General features: G+C 65.5%; 21 protein-coding genes, 3 tRNA genes and 1 pseudogene. 8 read left to right on the top strand and 17 right to left on the bottom strand.

Translation table 11 applies throughout. The features are described 5' to 3' along the window. The first annotated feature begins 48 nt into the window (after positions 1-48). Together MC381_RS10360 and MC381_RS10355 are read left to right on the top strand one after the other, a co-directional pair. Positions 49-819: an AraC family transcriptional regulator gene (locus MC381_RS10360; protein ID WP_251977675.1), complete on the top strand. Its 771-nt coding sequence runs from the start codon at positions 49-51 to the stop codon at positions 817-819. A gap of 31 nt (positions 820-850) precedes the next feature. Beyond that, a complete protein-coding gene (locus tag MC381_RS10355; RefSeq protein ID WP_251977674.1) occupies positions 851-1483 on the top strand; it encodes a LysE family translocator in 633 nt (210 codons plus the stop codon). A 62-nt stretch (positions 1484-1545) separates the two neighbouring features. Here MC381_RS10355 and MC381_RS10350 read toward each other — a convergent pair whose 3' ends face one another. Both MC381_RS10350 and MC381_RS10345 read right to left on the bottom strand, forming a co-directional pair. Continuing rightward, positions 1546-2628 carry an AI-2E family transporter gene (locus MC381_RS10350; RefSeq protein ID WP_251977673.1) on the bottom strand — a complete coding sequence of 361 codons (1083 nt, stop codon included), beginning with the start codon at positions 2626-2628 and terminating at the stop codon, positions 1546-1548. Beyond that, positions 2625-2876, bottom strand: coding sequence for a sulfurtransferase TusA family protein (locus MC381_RS10345; RefSeq protein WP_251977672.1), 252 nt, complete (start codon positions 2874-2876; stop codon positions 2625-2627). Before MC381_RS10345 ends, MC381_RS10350 begins: the two co-directional genes overlap by 4 nt. A gap of 222 nt (positions 2877-3098) precedes the next feature. On the opposite strand from MC381_RS10345, the gene MC381_RS10340 reads away from it, so the two are divergent. Then, a complete protein-coding gene (locus tag MC381_RS10340; RefSeq protein WP_251977671.1) occupies positions 3099-4574 on the top strand; it encodes a M48 family metalloprotease in 1476 nt (491 codons plus the stop codon). A gap of 36 nt (positions 4575-4610) precedes the next feature. Here the strand turns inward: MC381_RS10340 and MC381_RS10335 are convergent, their stop codons facing one another. The 15 genes from MC381_RS10335 to MC381_RS10270 form a co-directional block, all read right to left on the bottom strand. Further along, complete coding sequence (locus MC381_RS10335; protein ID WP_251977670.1) at positions 4611-5804, bottom strand: serine hydrolase domain-containing protein; 1194 nt, start codon at positions 5802-5804, stop codon at positions 4611-4613. Positions 5805-5931: 127 nt separating this feature from the next. Next, positions 5932-6007, bottom strand: a tRNA-Lys gene (locus tag MC381_RS10330). A gap of 60 nt (positions 6008-6067) precedes the next feature. Further along, positions 6068-6143: transfer RNA gene (locus MC381_RS10325), tRNA-Lys, on the bottom strand. 60 nt (positions 6144-6203) lie between these two features. Beyond that, positions 6204-6279, bottom strand: a tRNA-Lys gene (locus tag MC381_RS10320). A 91-nt stretch (positions 6280-6370) separates the two neighbouring features. Next, the gene (gene rluB, locus MC381_RS10315) at positions 6371-7237 is read right to left on the bottom strand and encodes a 23S rRNA pseudouridine(2605) synthase RluB (protein WP_251977669.1); all 867 of its coding nucleotides are present in this window, start codon (positions 7235-7237) and stop codon (positions 6371-6373) included. Further along, positions 7234-8157 carry an SMC-Scp complex subunit ScpB gene (scpB, locus tag MC381_RS10310; protein ID WP_251977668.1) on the bottom strand — a complete coding sequence of 308 codons (924 nt, stop codon included), beginning with the start codon at positions 8155-8157 and terminating at the stop codon, positions 7234-7236. The genes rluB and scpB overlap by 4 nt, the downstream gene beginning before the upstream one ends. Beyond that, positions 8154-9059, bottom strand: a complete 906-nt coding sequence (locus tag MC381_RS10305; protein WP_251978001.1) for a segregation and condensation protein A — start codon at positions 9057-9059, stop codon at positions 8154-8156. Before MC381_RS10305 ends, scpB begins: the two co-directional genes overlap by 4 nt. A gap of 205 nt (positions 9060-9264) precedes the next feature. Continuing rightward, complete coding sequence (pqqE, locus tag MC381_RS10300; RefSeq protein WP_251977667.1) at positions 9265-10398, bottom strand: pyrroloquinoline quinone biosynthesis protein PqqE; 1134 nt, start codon at positions 10396-10398, stop codon at positions 9265-9267. Between the two features lie 8 nt (positions 10399-10406). Next, a complete protein-coding gene (pqqD, locus tag MC381_RS10295; protein ID WP_251977666.1) occupies positions 10407-10697 on the bottom strand; it encodes a pyrroloquinoline quinone biosynthesis peptide chaperone PqqD in 291 nt (96 codons plus the stop codon). Continuing rightward, positions 10694-11470, bottom strand: coding sequence for a pyrroloquinoline-quinone synthase PqqC (gene pqqC / locus MC381_RS10290; RefSeq protein WP_251977665.1), 777 nt, complete (start codon positions 11468-11470; stop codon positions 10694-10696). The genes pqqD and pqqC overlap by 4 nt, the downstream gene beginning before the upstream one ends. Continuing rightward, complete coding sequence (gene pqqB, locus MC381_RS10285) at positions 11458-12381, bottom strand: pyrroloquinoline quinone biosynthesis protein PqqB (RefSeq protein WP_251977664.1); 924 nt, start codon at positions 12379-12381, stop codon at positions 11458-11460. The genes pqqC and pqqB overlap by 13 nt, the downstream gene beginning before the upstream one ends. 11 nt (positions 12382-12392) lie before the next feature. Then, entirely contained in the window at positions 12393-12470 is a 78-nt protein-coding gene (gene pqqA / locus MC381_RS18395; protein ID WP_075569317.1) for a pyrroloquinoline quinone precursor peptide PqqA, read from the bottom strand. A 196-nt stretch (positions 12471-12666) separates the two neighbouring features. Further along, positions 12667-13161 carry a zinc-ribbon domain-containing protein gene (locus MC381_RS10280; RefSeq protein WP_251977663.1) on the bottom strand — a complete coding sequence of 165 codons (495 nt, stop codon included), beginning with the start codon at positions 13159-13161 and terminating at the stop codon, positions 12667-12669. Between the two features lie 17 nt (positions 13162-13178). Continuing rightward, complete coding sequence (locus MC381_RS10275) at positions 13179-13544, bottom strand: hypothetical protein (protein ID WP_251977662.1); 366 nt, start codon at positions 13542-13544, stop codon at positions 13179-13181. 172 nt (positions 13545-13716) lie between these two features. Beyond that, the gene (locus MC381_RS10270) at positions 13717-15675 is read right to left on the bottom strand and encodes a DEAD/DEAH box helicase (RefSeq protein ID WP_251977661.1); all 1959 of its coding nucleotides are present in this window, start codon (positions 15673-15675) and stop codon (positions 13717-13719) included. A 115-nt stretch (positions 15676-15790) separates the two neighbouring features. Here MC381_RS10270 and MC381_RS10265 point away from each other — a divergent pair, with 115 nt between their 5' ends. From MC381_RS10265 to MC381_RS18350, 5 genes and pseudogenes are all read left to right on the top strand, one after another. Then, complete coding sequence (locus MC381_RS10265) at positions 15791-16204, top strand: hypothetical protein (RefSeq protein WP_251977660.1); 414 nt, start codon at positions 15791-15793, stop codon at positions 16202-16204. 99 nt (positions 16205-16303) lie between these two features. Further along, positions 16304-16618, top strand: a complete 315-nt coding sequence (locus MC381_RS10260) for a putative quinol monooxygenase (RefSeq protein WP_251977659.1) — start codon at positions 16304-16306, stop codon at positions 16616-16618. A gap of 112 nt (positions 16619-16730) precedes the next feature. Then, complete coding sequence (locus MC381_RS10255) at positions 16731-18254, top strand: HAL/PAL/TAL family ammonia-lyase (protein WP_251977658.1); 1524 nt, start codon at positions 16731-16733, stop codon at positions 18252-18254. A 176-nt stretch (positions 18255-18430) separates the two neighbouring features. Continuing rightward, positions 18431-19705, top strand: a pseudogene (locus MC381_RS10250) (sodium:solute symporter family protein); the annotation flags it as partial. A gap of 436 nt (positions 19706-20141) precedes the next feature. Then, positions 20142-20507, top strand: coding sequence for a DUF2835 family protein (locus MC381_RS18350; RefSeq protein WP_319022843.1), 366 nt, complete (start codon positions 20142-20144; stop codon positions 20505-20507). Positions 20508-20524: the final 17 nt, after the last annotated feature.

Raw genomic sequence — 20524 nt, 5'->3', positions numbered from 1 at the left:
GAACAGGGTGGAGAATCCGGCATACCCTAACGCAGAGATCAGCCACCCATGCATCACGTCATCCGCGCCCAGTCGGGGGCCGACGCTCATATCATTGAGGTCCTGTCGGATCGCCATTTCCCCCGCCATTCGCACGATGAATACGGGGTCGGCGTGATGCTCGATGGCGGACATGTCTCGTGGAGCGGGCGCGGGCAGGTCGAAGCCGGACCGCGTCACGTGATCACCGTCAACCCCAACGAACTCCACGATGGCATTCCTGTCGACGGCCGACCGCGCCGCTGGCGGATGCTGTTCGTCTCACCTCGCTTGCTCGCGAGCGCTACCTCGGCCGACCTTGCATCGCGGGAATTTCACCACCCGGCGATGCGCGATCCCGCCATGGCACGCCGGCTCCTTCAATGCATGGCGGATATCCCCGATAGCGATCCCGGCGACATCCTGACCATCGTCGGCGACCTGTTCGGCACGCTACTCGACAAGCCGCTCTCGACACCCAAGGCCAACGCCCCTTCGCTTGGCGTTCAACACATGCTGGAGCGAATTCATGACGATCCGCTCAAAGCGCCCTCTCTGTCGATGCTCGCGAGCATCGCGGGACTCCCCGCCTATACGGCATTTCGCCGGTTTCGACGCGAAATGGGCATCACTCCTCACGCCTACCTGAAGCAATACCGTGTGCGGCTGGCATGCGCCGCCATCGGTCGCGGCGCCGCCCTGACGGAAGCCGCGGCGATCTCCGGTTTCGCCGACCAGAGCCATATGACGCGCGCGTTCGTGCGCCAGCTTGGCATCACGCCGGGGCAGTGGCGCGGCTGACCGAACGCTCTGCAGAGGAACCCATGCCGTCATGACCAGCGAATTTCTGTTGACCGCCCTGATCGTCGTGCTCCTGCCAGGCGCCGGCGTCCTCTACACACTGGCCGCCGGACTTGGCGGCGGTGCCCGCGCCGCGATATTGGCCGCACTGGGATGTACGCTGGGCATCGCGCCTCAATTGCTGCTGGCGACGCTAGGCTTGAACGCCTTGCTCCATACGAGCGACGGGCTATTCCAGGCATTGCGTATCGCGGGGACGCTCTATCTGCTGTTCATGGCATGGCAGGTCGCACGGGCGCGGGGGGTGTTGAACCTAGATCAGCGCTCGCCTCGGCGCAGTCTGGCACTGATCGGTACGGGGATCTGGCTGAACCTGCTCAATCCCAAGCTAGGCCTGTTCTTCCTCGCCTTTCTGCCGCAGTTCGTGCCCGTCGATCAGGCCGAAACACGCACTGCATTCTTCCTTCTCGGGATGATCTTCGTGGCCATGACACTGACGATATTCATTGGCTACGGCCTCATGGCGGCCTGGGTGCGCGATCATGTCATCGGCAGACCGCGGGTGATGGCCCTGATTCGCGCGAGCTTCGCCATCACCTTCGTACTGCTCGCGTTGCGGCTAGGGTTCGACAGTCTCGCAGGGCCGGCCTTGGCCATGCGATAGGCCCCGCTCCGCGGCCCCAGGCCATCGCCGCCCCCTACAGGAACCGACGTCGAGATGCGCCGTCACGGCGAAGCCTGTTCGGCCTGGCTCGACACCCCTCGCGGCCAAGCCTGGACCAGTGCCTTGATCAGCGTGGCCAGCGGAATCGCGAAGAACACGCCCCAAAAGCCCCACAACCCGCCAAAAAACAACACTGCCAGGATGATCGATACCGGATGCAGATTGACCGCTTCCGAAAACAGAATCGGCACCAGCACGTTGCCGTCGAGCGCCTGCAGGATGGCGTAGGCCACCAGCACGTAGAGAAACTGCTCGCCCATGCCGAAATGGAAACCGGCCACCGCCGCCACCGGCAGCGTCGCCACCGCGGCGCCGATATAAGGCACCAGCACCGAAAGGCCAACCATCAGCCCCAGCAGCGCGGCGTAGGGCAGGCCAAAGGCCCAGAAGGTGATGAATGCCACGCTGCCGACGATGCTGATCTCGATTGTCTTGCCGCGTACGTAATTGGCGATCTGGTCGTCCATCTCCTGCCAGATGCGTGTCATCAGGCGACGGTTGCGCGGCAGCAGCGACAGCAGGAAGTCGACCAGCCGTTCGCGATCCTTGAGCATGAAGAAGACCAGAATCGGCACCAGCACCAGATAGATGATGACCGCCATGAGGTTGCCCAGCGAGGCCAGCGAAAAGGTCAAGGCGCGCTGGCCCAGCTGCGACGCCTGCCGGCCGGCGGTGGCAATCCAGTCCTGCACCTGATCGGGGGTCACTACCGTGGGGTACTGCGCCTGCAGATCGTCGAGCCAGGCCTGGCTGCTGGCGAACATGCTCGGCGCTTCCTGCACCAGTTCGACCAGCTGATTCCACACAAGCGGCATCACGATCAGCGCCAGCGCCAGCAGGGCACCGACGAACAGCAGAAAGACCAGCCCCACCGCCAGCAGTCGCGGCAACCCCCGACGCTCTAGCCAGGCGACCACGCCCTGCAGCAGAAAGGCCACGACCAGGGCGGTGAAAAAGGGGGCCAGCGCCTCGCCCAACCAGATCACGATGGCAAAGCCACCGACCAGCAGCGCCAGCAGCACAATCGCTTCTTCGTCGGAGAGGTAACGCTCGAACCAGCTACGCAGAATGCCTTTCAAACTCATACCGATATGTCTCCACCCGCCTTGCGCAACCAGTAACGATAGGTCCCCGCATTGTCTTCACGGTCGACCAGTCGATGACGACTCTGCGTGGCAAAACTCTCGAAATCGCGCCACGACCCGGCATCCGTGGCGATCACCTCCAGCAGCTGCCCCGCGTCCATGGCGGCCAGCGCCTGCTTGGCCTTGAGCAGGGGTAGTGGACAGGACAGGCCAGTGGCGTCCAGTCTCCGGTCGGGCTGATGCGACATAACGTATCCCGGATCGAGTGGAGTCGTTCGTCCCGTCGCGACGCAGTTGCATCGCGGGGCATTTCTAGGCAACGTCTGCGACAGGTTGCGGTCGAAGGGCATGATAGCGCAGAACCGCGCCCGACCCAGTCGCTTTCGTCGGTCGTTCTCACGCCGCCATCGCGGCCCCGGGTCGGCATCATCGCACAGGGCGGTTTTTGTCAGACATCCAGGAACGTCAGCATGACGAACAACACGTTGGGATCGCAAACGCGTCGCCTGCTCGCCGTCTCGCTGCTCGCCGCCGGCCTTGGCGGGGGCATGCCGACGGTCCAGGCGCAGACCTCGTCCACCCAAGGCTATCAGCTGCCGGACCTGGGCAGCACCAGCTCCGCCGTCACCAGCGGCGACGAGTACCGTCTCGGCCGCGCCTGGCTACGCCAGTTCCGCGCCCGTACCGATCAGTGGCAGGACCCGATCGCCCAGACCTATATCCGCTCCATGCTGGCTCGCCTGGTGCCTTACAGCGGTGTCCACGAACACCTGATCGTGACGCTGGTCGACAGCCGCCTGCTCAACGCCTTCGCCGTGCCGGGCGGCGTGGTCGGCGTCAATGCCGGCCTGTTCGCCTCCGCGCCGGTGGAGGACGAGTTCGCCTCGGTGCTCGCCCACGAGCTCGGTCACCTTGCCCAACGTCATTACGCCCGACGCATGGAGCGGGTCGAGGAGACGCAGCTGCCAACCATGGCTGCGATGCTGGCTGGCATGATCATTGCCGCCGGAGGTGGTGGCGATGCCGGTTTCGCCGCCATGATGGGCTCCCAGGCAGCCTTCATGCAGGACCAGCTGGCCTACTCGCGACGCTTCGAGCAGGAAGCCGACCGCGTCGGCCTCGAGGCGATGGCCAAGGCCGGCTACGACCCGCAGGCAATGCCGGAGATGTTCCGCGCGCTGCAGAAGATGGCCGCGCTGCAGGGCGGCAACCCGCCGGAATTTCTGCTCACGCACCCGGTGACCCAGTCGCGCATCAGTGACACCCAGGCGCGCGCCGATCAGCTGACCTCACCGCCCGCACCGGCCGACGATCCGGCCTACGCGATGATCCGCGCCCGCGCCCTGCTGATGCTCAACCCGAACACGCCGGAACAGGCGATGCCCCAGCTGCGGCAGAACGATCCGCCGCCGGCCGCCCTGCGCTATCTGGAAGCGCTGATGGCGGCCGATACCCGGCCGGATACGGCGCTGGCGAGCCTCGATCAGCTGGCGAGCGAGTATCCCGATCTCTCGATGATTCCGACCACCGCGGCTCAGGTCGCTTACGATGCCGGCCGGCGTGAGGTCGCGCTGACGCGAGCCCGACGGGTATTGAGGCTGTCGCCGAACTATTTTCCCGCTCAGTGGATCGAGGCCGAGGCGCTGCTGCAGACCGCACCCGCTCAGGCCTTCGACGTGCTGCGCGACATGAGTTCCCAGTATCCGGAGGACCCCAACGTCTTCGGCCTGCTGGCCGAAGCCGCGGGCCGCAGCGGTCACGAGGACTGGGGACAGCTGGCCCGCGCCGAGCAGCTGCAGCTGGAAGGACGCATCGACACCGCCATCCGCCGGCTCGACGCGGCCAAGGAAGCCGCCGAAACCAGCGGCGACTACGCCATGGCCAGCCGTATCGAGCAGCGTCGCCAGGACTTTCTCGGCTATCGCGAGACGATGCGCAACTTCTAATACTCGCGTCAGCCGCGTCGAGGCGCGTGACGGGACTCAGACGGCGTCGCCGACCTGCGCCGCGACGGCGTCAAAAAAGTGCATCGGCTCGATCACCATGCGGAATTTCGGCTTCGGCGCGGCGGCGTGCTGCACGATCACGATCTGCCGCGCCGGATTGATGTAGACATACTGACCGTGAATCCCTCTCGCCGCGTAGGCGCCCTCGCGGCGTGACGCCGCAGTCCAGCCGGTCCACCACATGTAGCCGTACTCGAGCGTCTCGCCGCCGGCCAGCCGCGTCGGACGCGTCGCCTCGGCTATCCAGCCGTCGGGCAGCGTCGGCTGTCCCTGAACCAGGCCACCGTCCAGCATGAACTGCCCGAACCGGGCGTAGTCGCGCAGCGTCGCGCCGATGCCACTGCCGCCGATCTCGATACCGTCGGGCGACTCGAGCCACCAGGTGGCATCGTGCTCCATGCCATAGGGCCGCCACAGCTTGTCGGAGAGGTAGTCGCTCAGCGGACGGCCCACGGCCCGGCGCACCACTTCCGCGAGGATCTGGGTCTCACCGGTGCTGTAATTGTGCTCCACGCCGGGCATCGCCACGCGCGGCAACGCAGCCATCACCGCCATGGTGCCGCCCGCCCGCTGAGCGCGCTGCGCCTGCAACAGCGCCCGCCGGTCGGAGTTCGGATCGGTGTAGGTTTCATCCCAGCCGATGCCGGATGCCATCATCAGCAGGTCGCGCAGCGAGACTGCCGCGTAGGCGCTCTCGCCCAGCGCCGGCACATAGTCGCCCACTCGCGCCGCGAGACCTTCCGCGATCAGGCCGTCATGAATAGCCATGCCGGCGAGCGTCGAGGTCACGGACTTGGCCAGCGACATCGACATCCAGCGCGTGTCCGGCGCATTGCCGCGCTGGTAGGTCTCATGCAGTACTCGCCCGCGATGCAGTACCAGCAGGCCAGTCACGCTGTTCAGCGCCAGATAGTCGTAGAGATCGTAGACATGATCCGCGAGGGGAACGGTGACATCGCCGAGATCCACCGGCGCCGCCGGCAACGGCCGCGCGCACTCGCCGGCCGCGATGGTCCGGGAGGGAAACAGCCGATCGATATTGCGATAGGTGCTGACCGCGAGATCCGGCGTCAGGCGGCCGGAATAGGCATCGTCGACCTCGCCGATGGGCTCATGTGCATGGCGATAGGGACCCTCGCGACAGGGGCGCGAGGAAGCAGGGCCGGGCATGGACGCTCTCCTGAGGAAATCGTCAATCATTACCACAGACCCAGGGCGACATGCAGCGAACCGACGAAAAATCGCGGCGCGAGCGAGAGAACGGAAGCGAGCGAGAGAACGGAAACAGAATGCGAAATGGTGGGTCGTGTAGGATTCGAACCTACGACCAATTGGTTAAAAGCCAACTGCTCTACCAACTGAGCTAACGACCCGAAGGACGATCGGCCAAGAGAAGGCCAGATCGATGCCACACAGGGCAAGGGAGCAATCGATGGTGGGTCGTGTAGGATTCGAACCTACGACCAATTGGTTAAAAGCCAACTGCTCTACCAACTGAGCTAACGACCCATACGCTTGAAATCGTTGCCACGCTTGCGACAACACCTCACACATCGACCCGTCGGAAAGTGGTGGGTCGTGTAGGATTCGAACCTACGACCAATTGGTTAAAAGCCAACTGCTCTACCAACTGAGCTAACGACCCCTTCCGACTGGGCGCACATACTAATGGTAAGCCTCGGAGCAGGCAAGCGTTTTTTGATCGCCAGCGCCCCAAGGCCGAACCCGTGGACGACTCAGGAATCCTCGCGACTTGACCGACGCGGCTTTTTCATGGCCGTGACCGGCCGCCGCTTGTTCTTGTCGCGGCTCCAGCGGTTCTTCTCGTCCGGCGTCAGCTCCGGCACCTTGCGCGGTTCCAGCCCGGCCATGGTGGAAAGCTCGTCGATCTCCTCCTGGGTCATCTCCGTCCATTCGCCGGCCTTGGCCCGCTTGTCGAGGAAGATATTGCCATAGCGCACGCGCTTCAGGCGGCTGACCGTCAGCCCCTGGGATTCCCACAGCCGGCGCACCTCGCGGTTACGGCCTTCCATGATCACCACGTGGAACCAGGTGTTGATGCCCTCGCCGCCGAACTCCTGCACATCGGTGAAGCGCGCCGGGCCATCGTCCAGCATCACGCCCTCGACCATGTTGAGGATGTGCTGACGCTGCACATTGCCCATCACGCGGACCGCGTATTCGCGCTCGATCTGATGCGAGGGATGCATCAGGCGGTTGGCCAGTTCGCCGTCGGTGGTGAAGAGCAGCAGACCGCTGGTATTGATGTCGAGACGACCGATGGCGATCCAGCGTTCGCCCTTGAGCCGCGGCAGGCGTTCGAACACGGTGCGCCGCCCCTCAGGGTCCTTTCGGGTGCACAGCTCGCCTTCCGGCTTGTTGTACATGATGACCCGGCGCGGCACTTCGTCGTTGGCGCGCAGATTGATCGGGCGATCGTCGAGCAGTACGCGGTCGCGCTGGCCGACCCGGTCGCCCAGCGTTGCGACCTGGCCATTGACCTTGATCCGACCGGCGCTGATCGCCGTTTCCATTTCACGTCGCGAGCCGTAACCCGCGCGTGCCAGAACCTTCTGCAGTTTTTCGGTGTTGGTGTCTGTCATGACTCTTTCGATGCCTCATCGGCTGCGGGAAGCGTGGCGGCGTTGTCGTCGCCCTCCTGCCGCGCTTCCGGGGTGTCCGCGTACGTCGGCACGTCACTCGGGGCGGCATCCTCTGCCGCCTCGGCGTCGCGCTGACGAGCGCGTTCAGCCAGTCGCGCCTCGAGCTCGGCAAAACTCAGCGACTGGCCGGGGGACGCCGTCTCGGCGTGCTCGTCATCGTCGTTGTCCGACGTTGCCGATGGTGTATCCGGCGCTGGCGTATCGGGTGTCGACGGGTCTGGCATCTTGCCGTCGGCCGCCGTGTCGCCAGCGCCCTCATCCGCGAACGGCGTATGCATGGCCGTCTCGAATGTGTCGAAGTGCTTGAGCTCATGCATCGGCGGCAGGGCGTCGAGCGTCTTCAGCCCCAGATCATCGAGAAACGTCCGGGTCGTGGCATAGACCGCCGGGCGTCCCGGTACATCGCGATGGCCGACGACACGGATCCAGCCGCGTTCGACCAGCGTGCGCATGATCGAACTCGAGACCGCTACGCCGCGCACCTCCTCGATGTCGCCGCGCGTCACCGGCTGGCGGTAGGCGATCAGCGCCAGCGTTTCCAGCAGCGCACGCGAGTAGCGCTGCGGCCGCTCGTCCCAGAGGCGCGACACCCACGGCGAGAACCGTTGCCGGATGCGTACCTGATAGCCGGAGGCCGACGTCTGGAGCTCGAGCGCACCGCTCGCCGTCAACCGCTCCGACAGCCTAGCCAGCGATTCCCGCAGCGCCGCCCGCGATGGCGGCTTGCCGTCATGAAGCCCGCTGGTGTCGAACAGCGATGCCAGGCGTTCCAGCGACAGCGGTTCGCCGGCTGCCAGCAGCACCGCCTCGAGAATCTGCTCGAGCGGTGGCGTGACGTAGGGGTCGGTCAGACGGTTCATGATGTCGTCTCGTCCTGATCGGCCGATGGATAACGTGGCGCCCCATCGTCGAGGCTGGACTCGAAGGCGGACTCGCCGTCGCGCAGGTCATCCGTCTCGTCGTCGTCATCATCACCTGTCGCCAGGCGAGCGCGGACGTGAATCGGCGAGAGCGGCGCATTCTGCACGATTTCGATCATCGACTCACGCGCTAATTCCAGAATCGCCATGAAGGTGACGATCACGCCCGCACGCCCCTCCTCCGGCGCGAACAGCGCCTCGAACGGCGTATAGTGCTCGGCATGCAGGCGCATCATGATCGCTTGCATGCGGTCCCGGGTCGAGAGCACCTCGCGACTGATGCGGTGGGACTGACGCAGATCGGCGCGCTTGAGCATCTGGCTCAGTGCCCCCAGCAGATCCGGCAGCGCCACGTCCGGCGGCACCACGCGCGGCTCCAGCGCGGGCAGCGCTGCCCGCGCTGGATGCCAGTCGCGCCCCATGCGCGGCAGCTCGTCGAGCTCCTCTGCAGCGATCTTGAGCTGCTCATACTCCTGCAGCCGGCGAATCAGCTCGGCGCGCGGATCGGCTTCGTCATCCTCGTCGTCGCCCTTGGGCGGGCGCGGCAGCAGCGTGCGCGACTTGATCTCGGCCAGCATCGCGGCCATCACCAGATACTCGCCGGCCAGATCGATCTCCATCGCCTGCATCAGCTCGACGTACTCGACGTACTGATGGGTGATCGCTGCCACGTTCACGGCCAGAATGTCGAGATTCTGACGCCGGATCAGATAGAGCAGCAGGTCGAGGGGCCCCTCGAAGGTCTCGAGAAAGACCTTGAGCGCTTCCGGCGGGATATAGAGATCTTCGGGAAGCTGCGTCAGCGGTTCGCCGTTGACCCGAGCGACGAATGCCAGCGGCAGCTGTTCGGGCGTGCTCGACTCGGCCCCGTCCGCTTCGGACCGGCGCTCGGCGTCGTGTTCGGAATCGCTGACGTTCACGTCGCCTCCCTGCTGTCCGCTGAGTGGAGTCGTCGAGGCGGGATCGCCGACGACGACAGTTTCGGCAGTTTATCAGGGCTTTCAGCGACCGACCTCTGTCCACGGGCCGGCGGCCGACGCGCCGCCCCTAGCGAGGGGCCGCCGCAAAGCGGCGATAGCGAAAGTCGTCGTCGCGACCGGCGTCGCGAATCGCCAGCACCTGTACCTCGTCATGATAGGGCGAGAGTTCACACACCGGGTCCATCTGCGTGGCGTCACCGGTCAACGCCAGCGCCTGGCAGCGACAGCCGCCCCAGTCGATCTCGCGCCGGTCGCAGCTCTGACAGCTATCCGGCATCCAGTCGGTGCCGCGATAGGCGTTGAACGCCGGATTGTCGCGCCATATCTCGTTCAGGCCGTGGTCGCGCACGTTCCAGAACTCGAGCCCGGGGATCGTCTCGGCGGCGTGGCACGGCAATACCTTGCCGGCGGGCGTGACGTTGAGCGACTGACGCCCCCAACCATTCATGCACGGCTTGGGCAAGCGCGCATAGTAGTCCGGCACCACGGCGTCGATCACCAGCTTGCCTTTGAGCCGCTCGCGGGCGGCTTCGACCAGTTCGAGCGCTTCCATCACCTGCTCGCGCGGCGGCATCAGCGCGGCCCGATTCTCGAGCGCCCAGCCATAGTACTGGGCGTGGGCGATCTCGAGACGCCGGGCACCGAGTTCGACGGCCAGCTCGACCAGATCGGGAATCTGATGCAGGTTGTGGCGATGAATCACGCTGTTGAGCGTCAGCGGCAGCCCGACGTCGGTCACGTTTCGCGCGAAGGCCAGCTTCTTGTCGAAGGCGCCGGGCAGGTTGGCGATGCGGTCGTTGACCTCGGCCGTCGCCCCCTGCACCGACAGCTGGACATGATCGAGCCCCGCGTCCGCCAGCGCGTCGAGCCGCGCGCGGCTGATATTGACGCCAGCGGTGATCAGGTTGGAATAGAGACCGGACTCGACGCAGCTTGCGATCAGCGCCTCTAGGTCCGGCCGTGCCGCCGGCTCGCCTCCCGAGAGATGCACCTGCAGCACGCCCATGTCCGCCGCCTGCCGGAACACGCGCCGCCAGGTGTCGGTATCGAGCTCTTCGCGCTTGCGCGTCAGCTCGATCGGGTTGGAGCAGTAGGGGCACTGCAGCGGGCAGCGATGGGTCAGCTCCGCCAGCATGCCGATCGGCGGCTGCGGCACCGGCTTCGCAGTGGACGAGACAGTGTCACGCCTGTATTCAGCCATGGCTTCGGTCATACCACTTCCAGCACGTTCTTGGTCATCAGATCGAGGAGCATCGCACGCACATCGGTCAGGATACGTTCGCGCGGCGCGTCGAACGCCGCCGCCAGATCATCGACGATATCGGCGATGGTCCGCTCGCCATCGACACGCGTCAGCACTTCGCGCGCGATGGGGTCGAGCTGGAACACCCGCTCCGGCGCCAACAGCACCCAGCCGCCACGGGCTTTGTCCTCGCGCAGGCGTACGCCCCGCGGGATGCGCACGGTGTCGGTCGGCTGAAGCTCGGGGGACGTTGTCATGAGGTCGGCCCCGCCTCACCATTCCAGGCTCCCGGCGGCACCTGCCCTGGCGCAACGTAGGCGTGCGAAAGCGCATCGAGCATTGCCCACAAGACGCTGCACTTGAAACGCAGCGCGTCGATGACCGCCTGCTGCTGGTCGGCGCGCTGCGCGTGACGCTTGACGTAGTCGAGTGCCATTTCGGCATCCCGCGGCGCCTGGGTCAGGCGTGGCTCGAAGTAGGCCAGCGTCTCGCGGGAGACGAAGTCGTAGTGCTCGAGCATGCCGCGCACGCGCTGGCCGATCACCATCGGCGAGAACAGCTCGGTGAGCGACGAAGCAATCGCCTCGAGCAGCGTGCGGTCGCGGACGAAGTGAGTATAGGCCTCCACCGCGAAGCGGGTCGCCGGCAGAATGGCGCGGGCCGATGTCACCAGCTCGCGCTCGAGCCCAAGGCTGTCGGTAAGGATTAGCCAGCGGGCGATGCCACCCTCGCCCGGCGCGTTGCCGTCGTGATCGACGAGCCGCGAACGCCAGATCCGACGCAGCTCGGGATCGTCCAGTCGGGCGATCAGGGAAGCGTCCTTGATCGGGATCATCGCCTGATAGTAGTAGCGGTTGAGCGCCCAGGCCTGGACCTGACGCTTGTCCAGCTCGCCGTGCTGCAGCATCAGCTGAAACGGATGGCGATGGTGATAGCGAGTCTCGCCGACTTCGCGCAGGCGCGCTTCCAGTGCCTCCATCGACAGCGGCTCGACGAGATCCGGGTAATTCTCGACATTCAGGTTCGACACATGAGCTCCATGCCGTCGAAGGCGATCTCCCAACCCGACCGCTCGACCTCGCCGCGCTGCGACGAGCCCGCGATGAGTACCGGATTGGTGTTGTTGATATGCACGAACACGCGTCGTGCGACGTCGATATCCGCCAGTGCGGCCAGGCTGCCGTCGTCACCGGACATCGACATGTGCCCCATGCGCGCGCCGGTCTTGACGCCGACCCCGGCCTCGATCATTTCGTCATCACGCCACAGCGTGCCATCGAACAGCAGCAGATCGGCGCCATCGAGACGTTCGGCCAGGCCTGGCGTCACCGCCGCGCAGCCGGGGATGTAATAGGCGCGCTGGCTGCCGTGGATGAACTCGACGCCAACGGTGCTCTCACCCTCGATGCCGAGCTCGACGTTCTCGCCTTCAAGGTAGAGCGCAGTCTTGCCCGGGACGGCGAACAGCCGTGCTTCGAGCCCCTCGAGCAGCGTGAAGGCGGTCTCGAGGGCGATCGACTCGCGTGTCACATACGCCGGGTTGAGCACCTCGAAGATCGGGTTCTGCTGCAGGACATCCTGGATCATCGGCGTCGCCAACAAGCGAAACGGAGAGCTCTCGCGGAGATTGAGCAAACCGCCGACATGATCGACGTCGGCATTGGTCAGCAGCACGCTGGCAATTGGCGTATGCCGATGGCCCTCGCGCGGATGCAGTGCCGGCGTCTGTTGAAGCTGCTTGAGGATATCGGGCGCGCAGTTGATCAGCGCCCACTGCTCGCCGTCGATGCTGACAGCGATGGAGGATTGCGTGCGCGGCGTGACGCGAGGGTCGCCGGCCCATGCCAGCCGGCAGACCTCACAGCGGCAGTTCCACTGAGGCGAGCCGCCACCGGCGGCTGCCCCGAGCACGTGCATCTGCAACGCAGTCCCGCGTGCCACGGTCTCACGACTCAAAATTCAGCGGGCATGTAGTCGTTGATTTCCATGCCGACACAGATTTCCTTCACTTCCGGGGTCGTCCAGCTCATGGTGAGCTCCTTGGCTGCAGAATGAAAAAAGGTGCCCACGATCGGGGCACCTTCCTATTCTAGCCAATCGGCGCCAACGACCCCAGTCGTTTTGTTAGCCGGGAAATGACTTTCACGGTTCGGCTTCCTGCGCGACACAGTGGCTCCCCCTGCGGAGGACACGACGGTGCCGATCCGCGCCACGATGATGCAGGCCTCAAGCGACGGTGACGGCGTCGCCCGGGCCGGCAAACTTAGGGTTTCTGCCGTAGCCATTGTCTGGCTGGCTGTCCTGGACCAGGAAAACCAGCAGAACGATCGCCCCCACGACGGGCACCAGCGAGATCCACATCCACCATCCGGAGCGTCCCGTGTCGTGGAGACGCCGTACCGTCACCGCGAGACTTGGAAGAATCACGGCCAGGTTGTAGATCAGGTTGAACACGCCGAAGCCGCCGGCCGAATCGAAGAGCATGGCGTCCAACCAGCCTGTCGCCAGCGAGAAGATCATCGAGAACAGGACGAAGAACCAGTACTCCCGCCGCCGCGCCCGCCCCTGGAAGACACAGTAGAGCTGAAAGCATTTCTTGAAGTAGCCGAAGGCGGATGTCACCTCGACATTGGCGGCAGCGTTCTCGCCCAGCATCGAGCCACAATGCTTGCATTTGATGGCGCCGTCCTGAATCTCTTCGCGGCAATAAGGGCAATCCATGGTCATTCCCATTTCAGTCAAATCAGTATGCCGATAGCGATGATCAGCGCGAAGGCGGAGATCGCGCATCCGGCAATGGCGGTTCTACGCCCCTTCTTTTGGATCAATGCCCCGGCCAGGCCGGTCGCCAGCCCCAGCTGCGGAATCACCAGCATGCCGAGCCGCTGGTCCGGCGAGAGCGGGAGCCCGGCCAGGGCCCAGGCACAGAATAGCGACAGCAAGCCAAGAAAGATGGCTGGTACTGGCAGCCACCAGGTTTCAGGACTGGGCGCTCGACGGCGACCCTGCGCGTCCGGTCGACCCAGCGTGGTACTGCAGTGCTTGCACCGCGTGGCCTCTGCCTTGATGGCTTCTCTGCAGTAGGGACAGGGTACGGATTCCACCATATCTCCTTGCCTGGAAGGGGTCTCGTGGAGCGCCGGGGATACTAGCAACCCTCGCCACCGCCGTCCGTGGCGCATCACGTCAGTTGACGTAGGACAATGCCACCGTGAGACGTAGGAAATCTCACTCACGCTCGCCGGCCTCTGCCCGGCATCGACGCCGTCACGCGATCTACCCGGCCGCCTCGGCCTTGCGATAGCGCCCAACGTAGTCGAACAGTTTCTCGTCGACCCGCCAGTGGCGGCCGGTCTTGCGGGCAATGGCGAAATCCGGTGCACGCAGGCGATGCGCTTCGCGCGCGACCTCTTCGGCCGAGACGGGCCGCCAGCCGCTGCCTGGCGCACGCAGATGTTCACGCAGGAAGACGCGCTCGAAGACGTGCTGCTGTGCCGGCGTCTCCAGGCCGAACCACTCTTCCAGCGTCTCGCCATCCTCGTCGTGATAAACCACCTTGAGGCGTGGCAGGCCGCGGCCATTGGTGGTCGCCTGAAGCTGCATGCCGCTGACGCGAAGCACCTTGGCATGCCTGAGTTTCAAGGCGTCGCGCAGCTTGTCGTCGGGGTCGACCAACCGCTCGCCACAGTCGCCGCAGGCCCGCGCCGCGATGTCGTTTTCGCCGCCACACTGCTCGCAAACCTTGAAGCGGAAGCGAAACGTGCACTGACGTCGACTCTCTAAGGCGCCCGATGCTGCGCCGATATCGATCTCCTCGTCCGGGCTTGACCTTCCGTTTTGCGCGCGGTCCTGGGCGCGCATAGAGAGCGCGCGGTCCTGGGCGCGTGTGGAGAGCACGAGCCCCTGACAGCGCCGCCCGTGATGTTCGATCACGAACTCGCCGTCACGCTTGCCCCAGAAGGTATTGGCGAAGCCGCATTCGGGGCACTCGACTTGGACCGGCTCGCTATCGCTGTCCGGCCGGGCCTGGGCGATCTCCGGCGCAAAGAGGTCCCAGGGGTTGCCGGCGTAGTCGAGCACCAGACAGTCGTGCTTGCCGGGCGAGAGCCGCAGGCCGCGCCCGACGATCTGCTGATAGAGGCCGACCGACTCGGTCGGCCGAAGGATCGCGATGACATCGACGTGGGGCGCATCGAAACCGGTCGTGAGCACCGCGACGTTGACCAGATACTTGAAGCGGCGCGCCTTGAAGGCCTCGATAAGACGCTCGCGCTCCTGGCCCGGCGTTGCACCGGTGACCAGCGCGCCGTCGTCCGCCGGCAGCAGGCCGAGCACCTCTTCGGCATGGGCGACCGTCGCCGCGAAGAGCATCACACCCTCGCGGTCGCGAGAACGCTCGATCACGTCGGCGACGATCTGCGGCGTGGCGCGATTGCCCTGCACCACAGCATTCATGTCGCGCTCGGCGAACTGGCCGTTGCGCTGCGCCACGAGACGCGAAAAGTCATAGAAGGCCATGGCGGCGTCGATGCGCTTCGGCTCGGCCAGATAGCCCTGGCGCACCATGACCCGCAGCGGCTGCTCGAACACGCAGTCGCGGAAAAAGGCGTCTTGCGAACCGCGAACCATGCCGTGGTAGTGGCGATGGTAGAGAAAGCCTTCGCCCAACCGGTAGGGCGTCGCCGTCAACCCCAGCACCTTGAGATTGGGCCTCGCCTGCTGCAGCCGGGCGATCACAATTTCATAGGTCGACGCCGCGCGCGTGCCCGCCGCTCCCTGTTTCGACGCCCCCTGTTTCGACGCCCCCTGTGTCGACGCCGCCTGTGACGACATAGAAAGCGTCTCTCGGGAGAGCGACACCCGGTGGCACTCGTCGATCACCAGCAGGGTGAAGTCGCCGGAGGCAAAAGCATCGAGTCCGTTGACCACCGACTGCACCGAGCCGAACACCACCTGCCGCGTACTCTCCTTGCGCCCCAGGCCTGCGCTGAAGATATCCGCCTCGAGCCCATAGGCCAGATATTTGGCGTGATTCTGTTCGACCAGCTCGCGCACGTGGGCCAGCACCAGCACCCGCCCACGCGCGCGCCGCGCCAGCTCCGCGATCACCAGCGACTTGCCGCTACCAGTCGGCAGCACCACCACCGCCGGCTCGTCACTACCGCGAAAATGGGTAATGACGTTGTCGACGGCCTGGGTCTGATAGGGACGAAGTTGCGGGGCGACGGAAGACATGCGCGCATGGTAATCGGCGCTCCCGAGATCAGCCATCGCCGATTGCCGTACAATGCCGAAAACCCCGATCCATGACGCGGTTGCGTCTCACGGATTACAGCAAGGAGCGCCCCTCATGCAGACCGACACCCCGCTGGAACTCTATATCGAACAGCTGCGTGCGCAGGATATCGATATCGAGGCGATGGACGAGCAGGCTGCGCGCCTTCGCCAGGACGAGTTGGAGTTCGTGCTGGTAGTGGCCGCCGACGAGCCGGCTTTCTTCCAACTGATGCTGCCGGGCGTCTGGCAGGCCGCGGCGGCGACCGACCGTAGCCTGTTGCTGGAAACGGCGAACGACGTGATGAACACGATCAAGGCTGCCAAACTGGTAGTGCACAACGAAGCCGTGCACGTGAGCGTCGAGCAGTTCGTCGAGGGACCGGACCAGGGCGTGGCGCTGATCCCCGGTCTGATGGAACTGTTGAAGAGCGCCGTGGCCGAATTTCAGGAACGCCTAGGCATGGGCGAAGCCCCGCGCGTTCATTGACGTTGCCCGCTTCGGCCGCACGGGTCGCCCAAAGCTCGGCTCTCGTTGGTGACAGGCATCATCGATAATCAACCGATACGCATCGACAAGGAGGTTCCGATGACCGATTCCACGCAGTTCGTGGTGATCGCCGAGTTTCAGATCAAACCGGGGCAGGTGCCCGCCTTTCTGGCGCTAGCGCATAATGACGCCAGCGAATCGCTGGCCAACGAGGCCGGCTGTCTCGGCTTCGACGTGTTGACGCCCGAGGGCAGCGAGGATCTGGTCGTGCTACACGAGGTCTATCGCGACCGTGACGCCTTCGAGCACCACAAGACGATGCCACACTACGCACCGTTCAAGGAGAGCAGCGCCCCGCTGGTCGCCGCGGAGCCGACTATCCGCTTCTTCTACACGGCGACACGCCCGAGCTGATACCCGTCGACAGCCGCCCTGCGGCTCGACCTTCGTCTAACGGCATCCACTGGCTCGCCGACCGCCCATCCGGCTAGACTCGGCGCTTCCTTCCGCCGCCGGATGCCGTTGCATGCCCGATTCCACCCCCCGCATCACCTTCGGGCCTGCCCCGATCACGATCGAATCCGTCGTTGCCCTGGCCGAGCGACGCGCCGGCTCACGGCTCGATGACGACGCCGACTGGCGCCAGCGCATCGACCGGGGCGCGACCGCGGTCGAGCGGCTACTCGACCAGGAGGGGCGGATCTACGGCATCACCACCGGCTACGGCGACTCCTGCGTCACCGCCGTGCCGCTGGCGCAGGTCGAGGCGCTGCCGCGTCAGCTCTATACCTTTCACGGCTGTGGGCTGGGTCGATTTCTCGACGCCGAGGACGCCCGCGCCGTTCTCGCCGCGCGCCTGCAGTCGCTCTGCCAGGGCGACTCCGGTGTCCGCCTGGCGCTACTGGAGCGGCTGCAGGCCTGTCTGGCGGTAGACCTGCTGCCGCGCATTCCGGAAGAGGGCTCGGTCGGCGCCAGCGGCGACCTCACCCCGCTCTCCTACGTCGCCGCCATGCTCTGCGGAGAGCGCGACGTGATCTGGCGCGGCGCGGTTCGCCCCGCCGCCGAGGCACTGGCCGAGCTGGGCTGGACGCCGCTGACGCTGCGCCCCAAGGAGCCGCTGGCGCTGATGAACGGTACGGCGGTGATGACCGCCCTCGCCTGTCGCGCCTTTGTCCGTGCCGACTATCTGCTCAGGCTCGCCACGCGCATCACCGCGCTCAACGTCAGCGCCCTGCGCGGCAACCCGGCCCACTTCGACGCCCGCCTATTTGCCGCCAAGCCGCATCCCGGTCAGATGCAGGTTGCCGCCTGGCTGCGCACCGACCTCGCAACGGCGGCAGCGAGCCAGCAGCGCCTGCAGGATCGTTATTCGCTGCGCTGCGCGCCCCACGTCCTCGGCGTGCTGGCCGACAGCCTGGGCTGGCTGCGCAGCTTCATCGAGACCGAACTCAATAGCGCCAACGACAATCCACTGATCGACCCGGACAGCGGCGAGGTGATGCACGGCGGCCACTTCTACGGCGGGCATATCGCCTTCGCCATGGACAGCCTCAAGACGCTGGTCGCCAACGTCGCCGACCTGCTCGACCGCCAGCTCGCGCTGCTCGTCGATACTCGCTACAACCACGGCCTGCCTGCCAACCTCTCGGGGGCACCCGCAGAGCGCTCGATGATCAATCATGGGTTCAAGGCAGTACAGATCGGTGCCTCGGCATGGAGCGCCGAGGCGCTCAAGGGCACCCTGCCGGCCAGCGTTTTCTCGCGCTCCACCGAGTGCCACAACCAAGACAAGGTGAGCATGGGCACCATCGCCGCGCGCGACGCCATCCGTGTGCTCGAACTGACCGAGCAGGTGGCCGCGGCGACGCTGCTGGCCGCGCTGCAGGGCGTCCACCTGCGCGGCGATCCGCTCTCTGCCCCGCTCGCGGCGATGGTCGCCACACTGCGCGAGGAGTTCGCACCGGTGATCGAGGACCGCGCGCTGGATGGTGAGCTCAGGCTCTGCCTGGAGCGAATGCGGACACGGTCATGGGATCTGTATCCCGACTGACGCCAAATCGATAGCGGCGCAGGACATTCCGCGGGCACGCCCCCCGTCGCATGTCGCAATAGCGGCATCCCGCGTCGACCCCGGAACGTTCACCGTCGACACGCCCCCTATCATGGCGACAAACACCAACAATCCACCGGTAACCATTCACCGGGGATCATCCATCGGGAGTCGCCATGATCTATACGATCGCCATCCTGATCAGCCTCGTCGGCTACTTCATCATCGGCAACCTGGCCGGTCGTCGCGTCAAGCATCTCGACGACTACCTGGTGGCCGGGCGCAACGCCCCCACCTTGCTGATTCTGGGCACACTGGTCGCCAGCTATCTCAGCACCAGCGCCTTCCTGGGCGAGACCGGTTTCGCCTACGACGGCTACCCCTTCGTGATGCTGATCTTCGCCGCGATCAGCACCGCCGGCTGCCTGCTCGGCGCTCTGGTATTCGGCCGCTATCTGCGCCGCAGCGAAGCGCTGACGGTCCCCGAATTTTTCGGCAAACGATTTGCCTCGCGTCGGGTGCAGATCGTTGCCGGACTGACCACGGTGGTCGGTCTCGGCGCCTACCTGCTGGGCGTCATGCAGGGGGCCGGCATCATGTTCGAGGAATTGACCGGCCTGCCCTACTGGGTCGGGCTGGTGCTGGTGTGGCTGACCTACACCGGCTTCATCCTCTACTCCGGCTCCCAGGGCGTGGTCCTGACCGACACCATCATGTTCCTCATCTTTTCGGTGGCGGCGATCGGCGGCTCGCTGTACATCATCGGCGATCTGGGCGGCTGGTCGAGCGTTATCGAGGGCTTGCTGGCGCAGTCCGACAAGCCGGATATCGCGCTATGGCATGGTGTGGTCCAGGGGGAAGGCGCGACCTTCAGCTCGCCCGGGGAAGCCCTGACCTGGGGGCTGACGCTGGGTCTGGTCTGGGCCGCGGTGCTGGCAGCCAGCCCGTGGCAATCGAGCCGCTACCTGATGGCGCGCAACGAGCACGTGGTGATGCGTTCGGCCATGCTCACGGCCGTCGCACTGGCCGTGTTCTATGCCCTGATGATGATGACCGGAGCTGCCATCAACCTCTATGATCCGACCCTCGACGGCGAGCGTTCGATGGTGTGGGCCGCGCTCAACGTGCTGCCCGCCTGGCTGGGCATCCTGATTCTCACCGGTGTATTCGCCGCCGGCCTCTCCTCCTGCTCGACATTCCTGTCGATCATCGGCTTCAGCCTGGCCAACGATATCCTGCCCGCCGCGCGCAGCGAGGCCGCCGCCATGAGAGCGAGCCGTATTGGCGTCCTTGGCGCCGGACTGGTGACACTGCTGCTGGCCCTGTTCCAGCCACCCGCCGTGATGGCGGTGGTCTGGTTTGCCGCCACGCTGTTTGCCTCCTCCTGGGGGCCGGTCGCGCTGATGAGCATCTGGAGCCGGCGCATCACCGCCGCCGGTGCCGGCTGGGGTCTGGGCGTCGGCTTCGTCGGCAACCTGATCCTGTCGCTGATGGTGCAGGCCGAATGGGTGACGCTGCCGGTCTATCTCCACCCGGTGGCCATCAGCACCGTCGCGGCTCTGGCAGCAATCATACTGGCCTCGAGCCTGACCCGCGTCAGCCAGGCGGAACAGGACTATCGCGAGTTTCTGCATCGACGGCCGCTGCAGGACGATCGCGCCTGGGCCGCCGTGACGCGTCGGGTAGCCGGCTTCACCATGCTCGCCGGCATCGCCGTGGGCGCCTTTCTGTGGCTGCAGTACGCCGATCCATTAGCCGCCATGGCCACGCGTTACGGCGTAGCGTCCAGCGCGGTCACCGGCGCCTACCTGCTCGCCGCCGGCTGTGGTGCGATGCTGTTCCTCGCTGGCGCCGTGGGCTATCGCCTGGTTGCCACTCGCACCGGCAATGCTGCGACCGCCACCGCAACATCCTGCCCCCCGGTACGCGGCAGGCAGCGCAAGCCGGCGCCTGTCGCGTGCCCCCGATCGTCTTGCCGCCGGCATCCGCCTGCGGCAAGCTGCGCGTTTGCCGGCCACCGGATCCCGCATGCCCAGCGTCGATATCTTTCTCGATCTCACCCCCGCCCAGTGTCGGCGCTATTACCATGGCGAGGCCGACGCTATCGATACGCACGCCGTCGACGGCCGCCGCGTGCGGCTTCCGGCTCGCGCCCTGCACCGCATCGTTCAGCGCGACGGCGTTCACGGCCGCTACCGCCTGCACTTCGATGATCGCGGGAGCTTCCTGTCGATCGAACGTTTGGGCACCTGACCGACCCGCGAATCACG

The organism is Salinicola avicenniae, assembly GCF_023736115.1.
In the GTDB taxonomy this organism is placed as follows: Bacteria; Pseudomonadota; Gammaproteobacteria; order Pseudomonadales; family Halomonadaceae; genus Salinicola; species Salinicola avicenniae.
The sequence above is the reverse complement of the archived record's forward strand: the minus strand, read 5'-3'. Positions and strand labels throughout refer to the sequence as shown.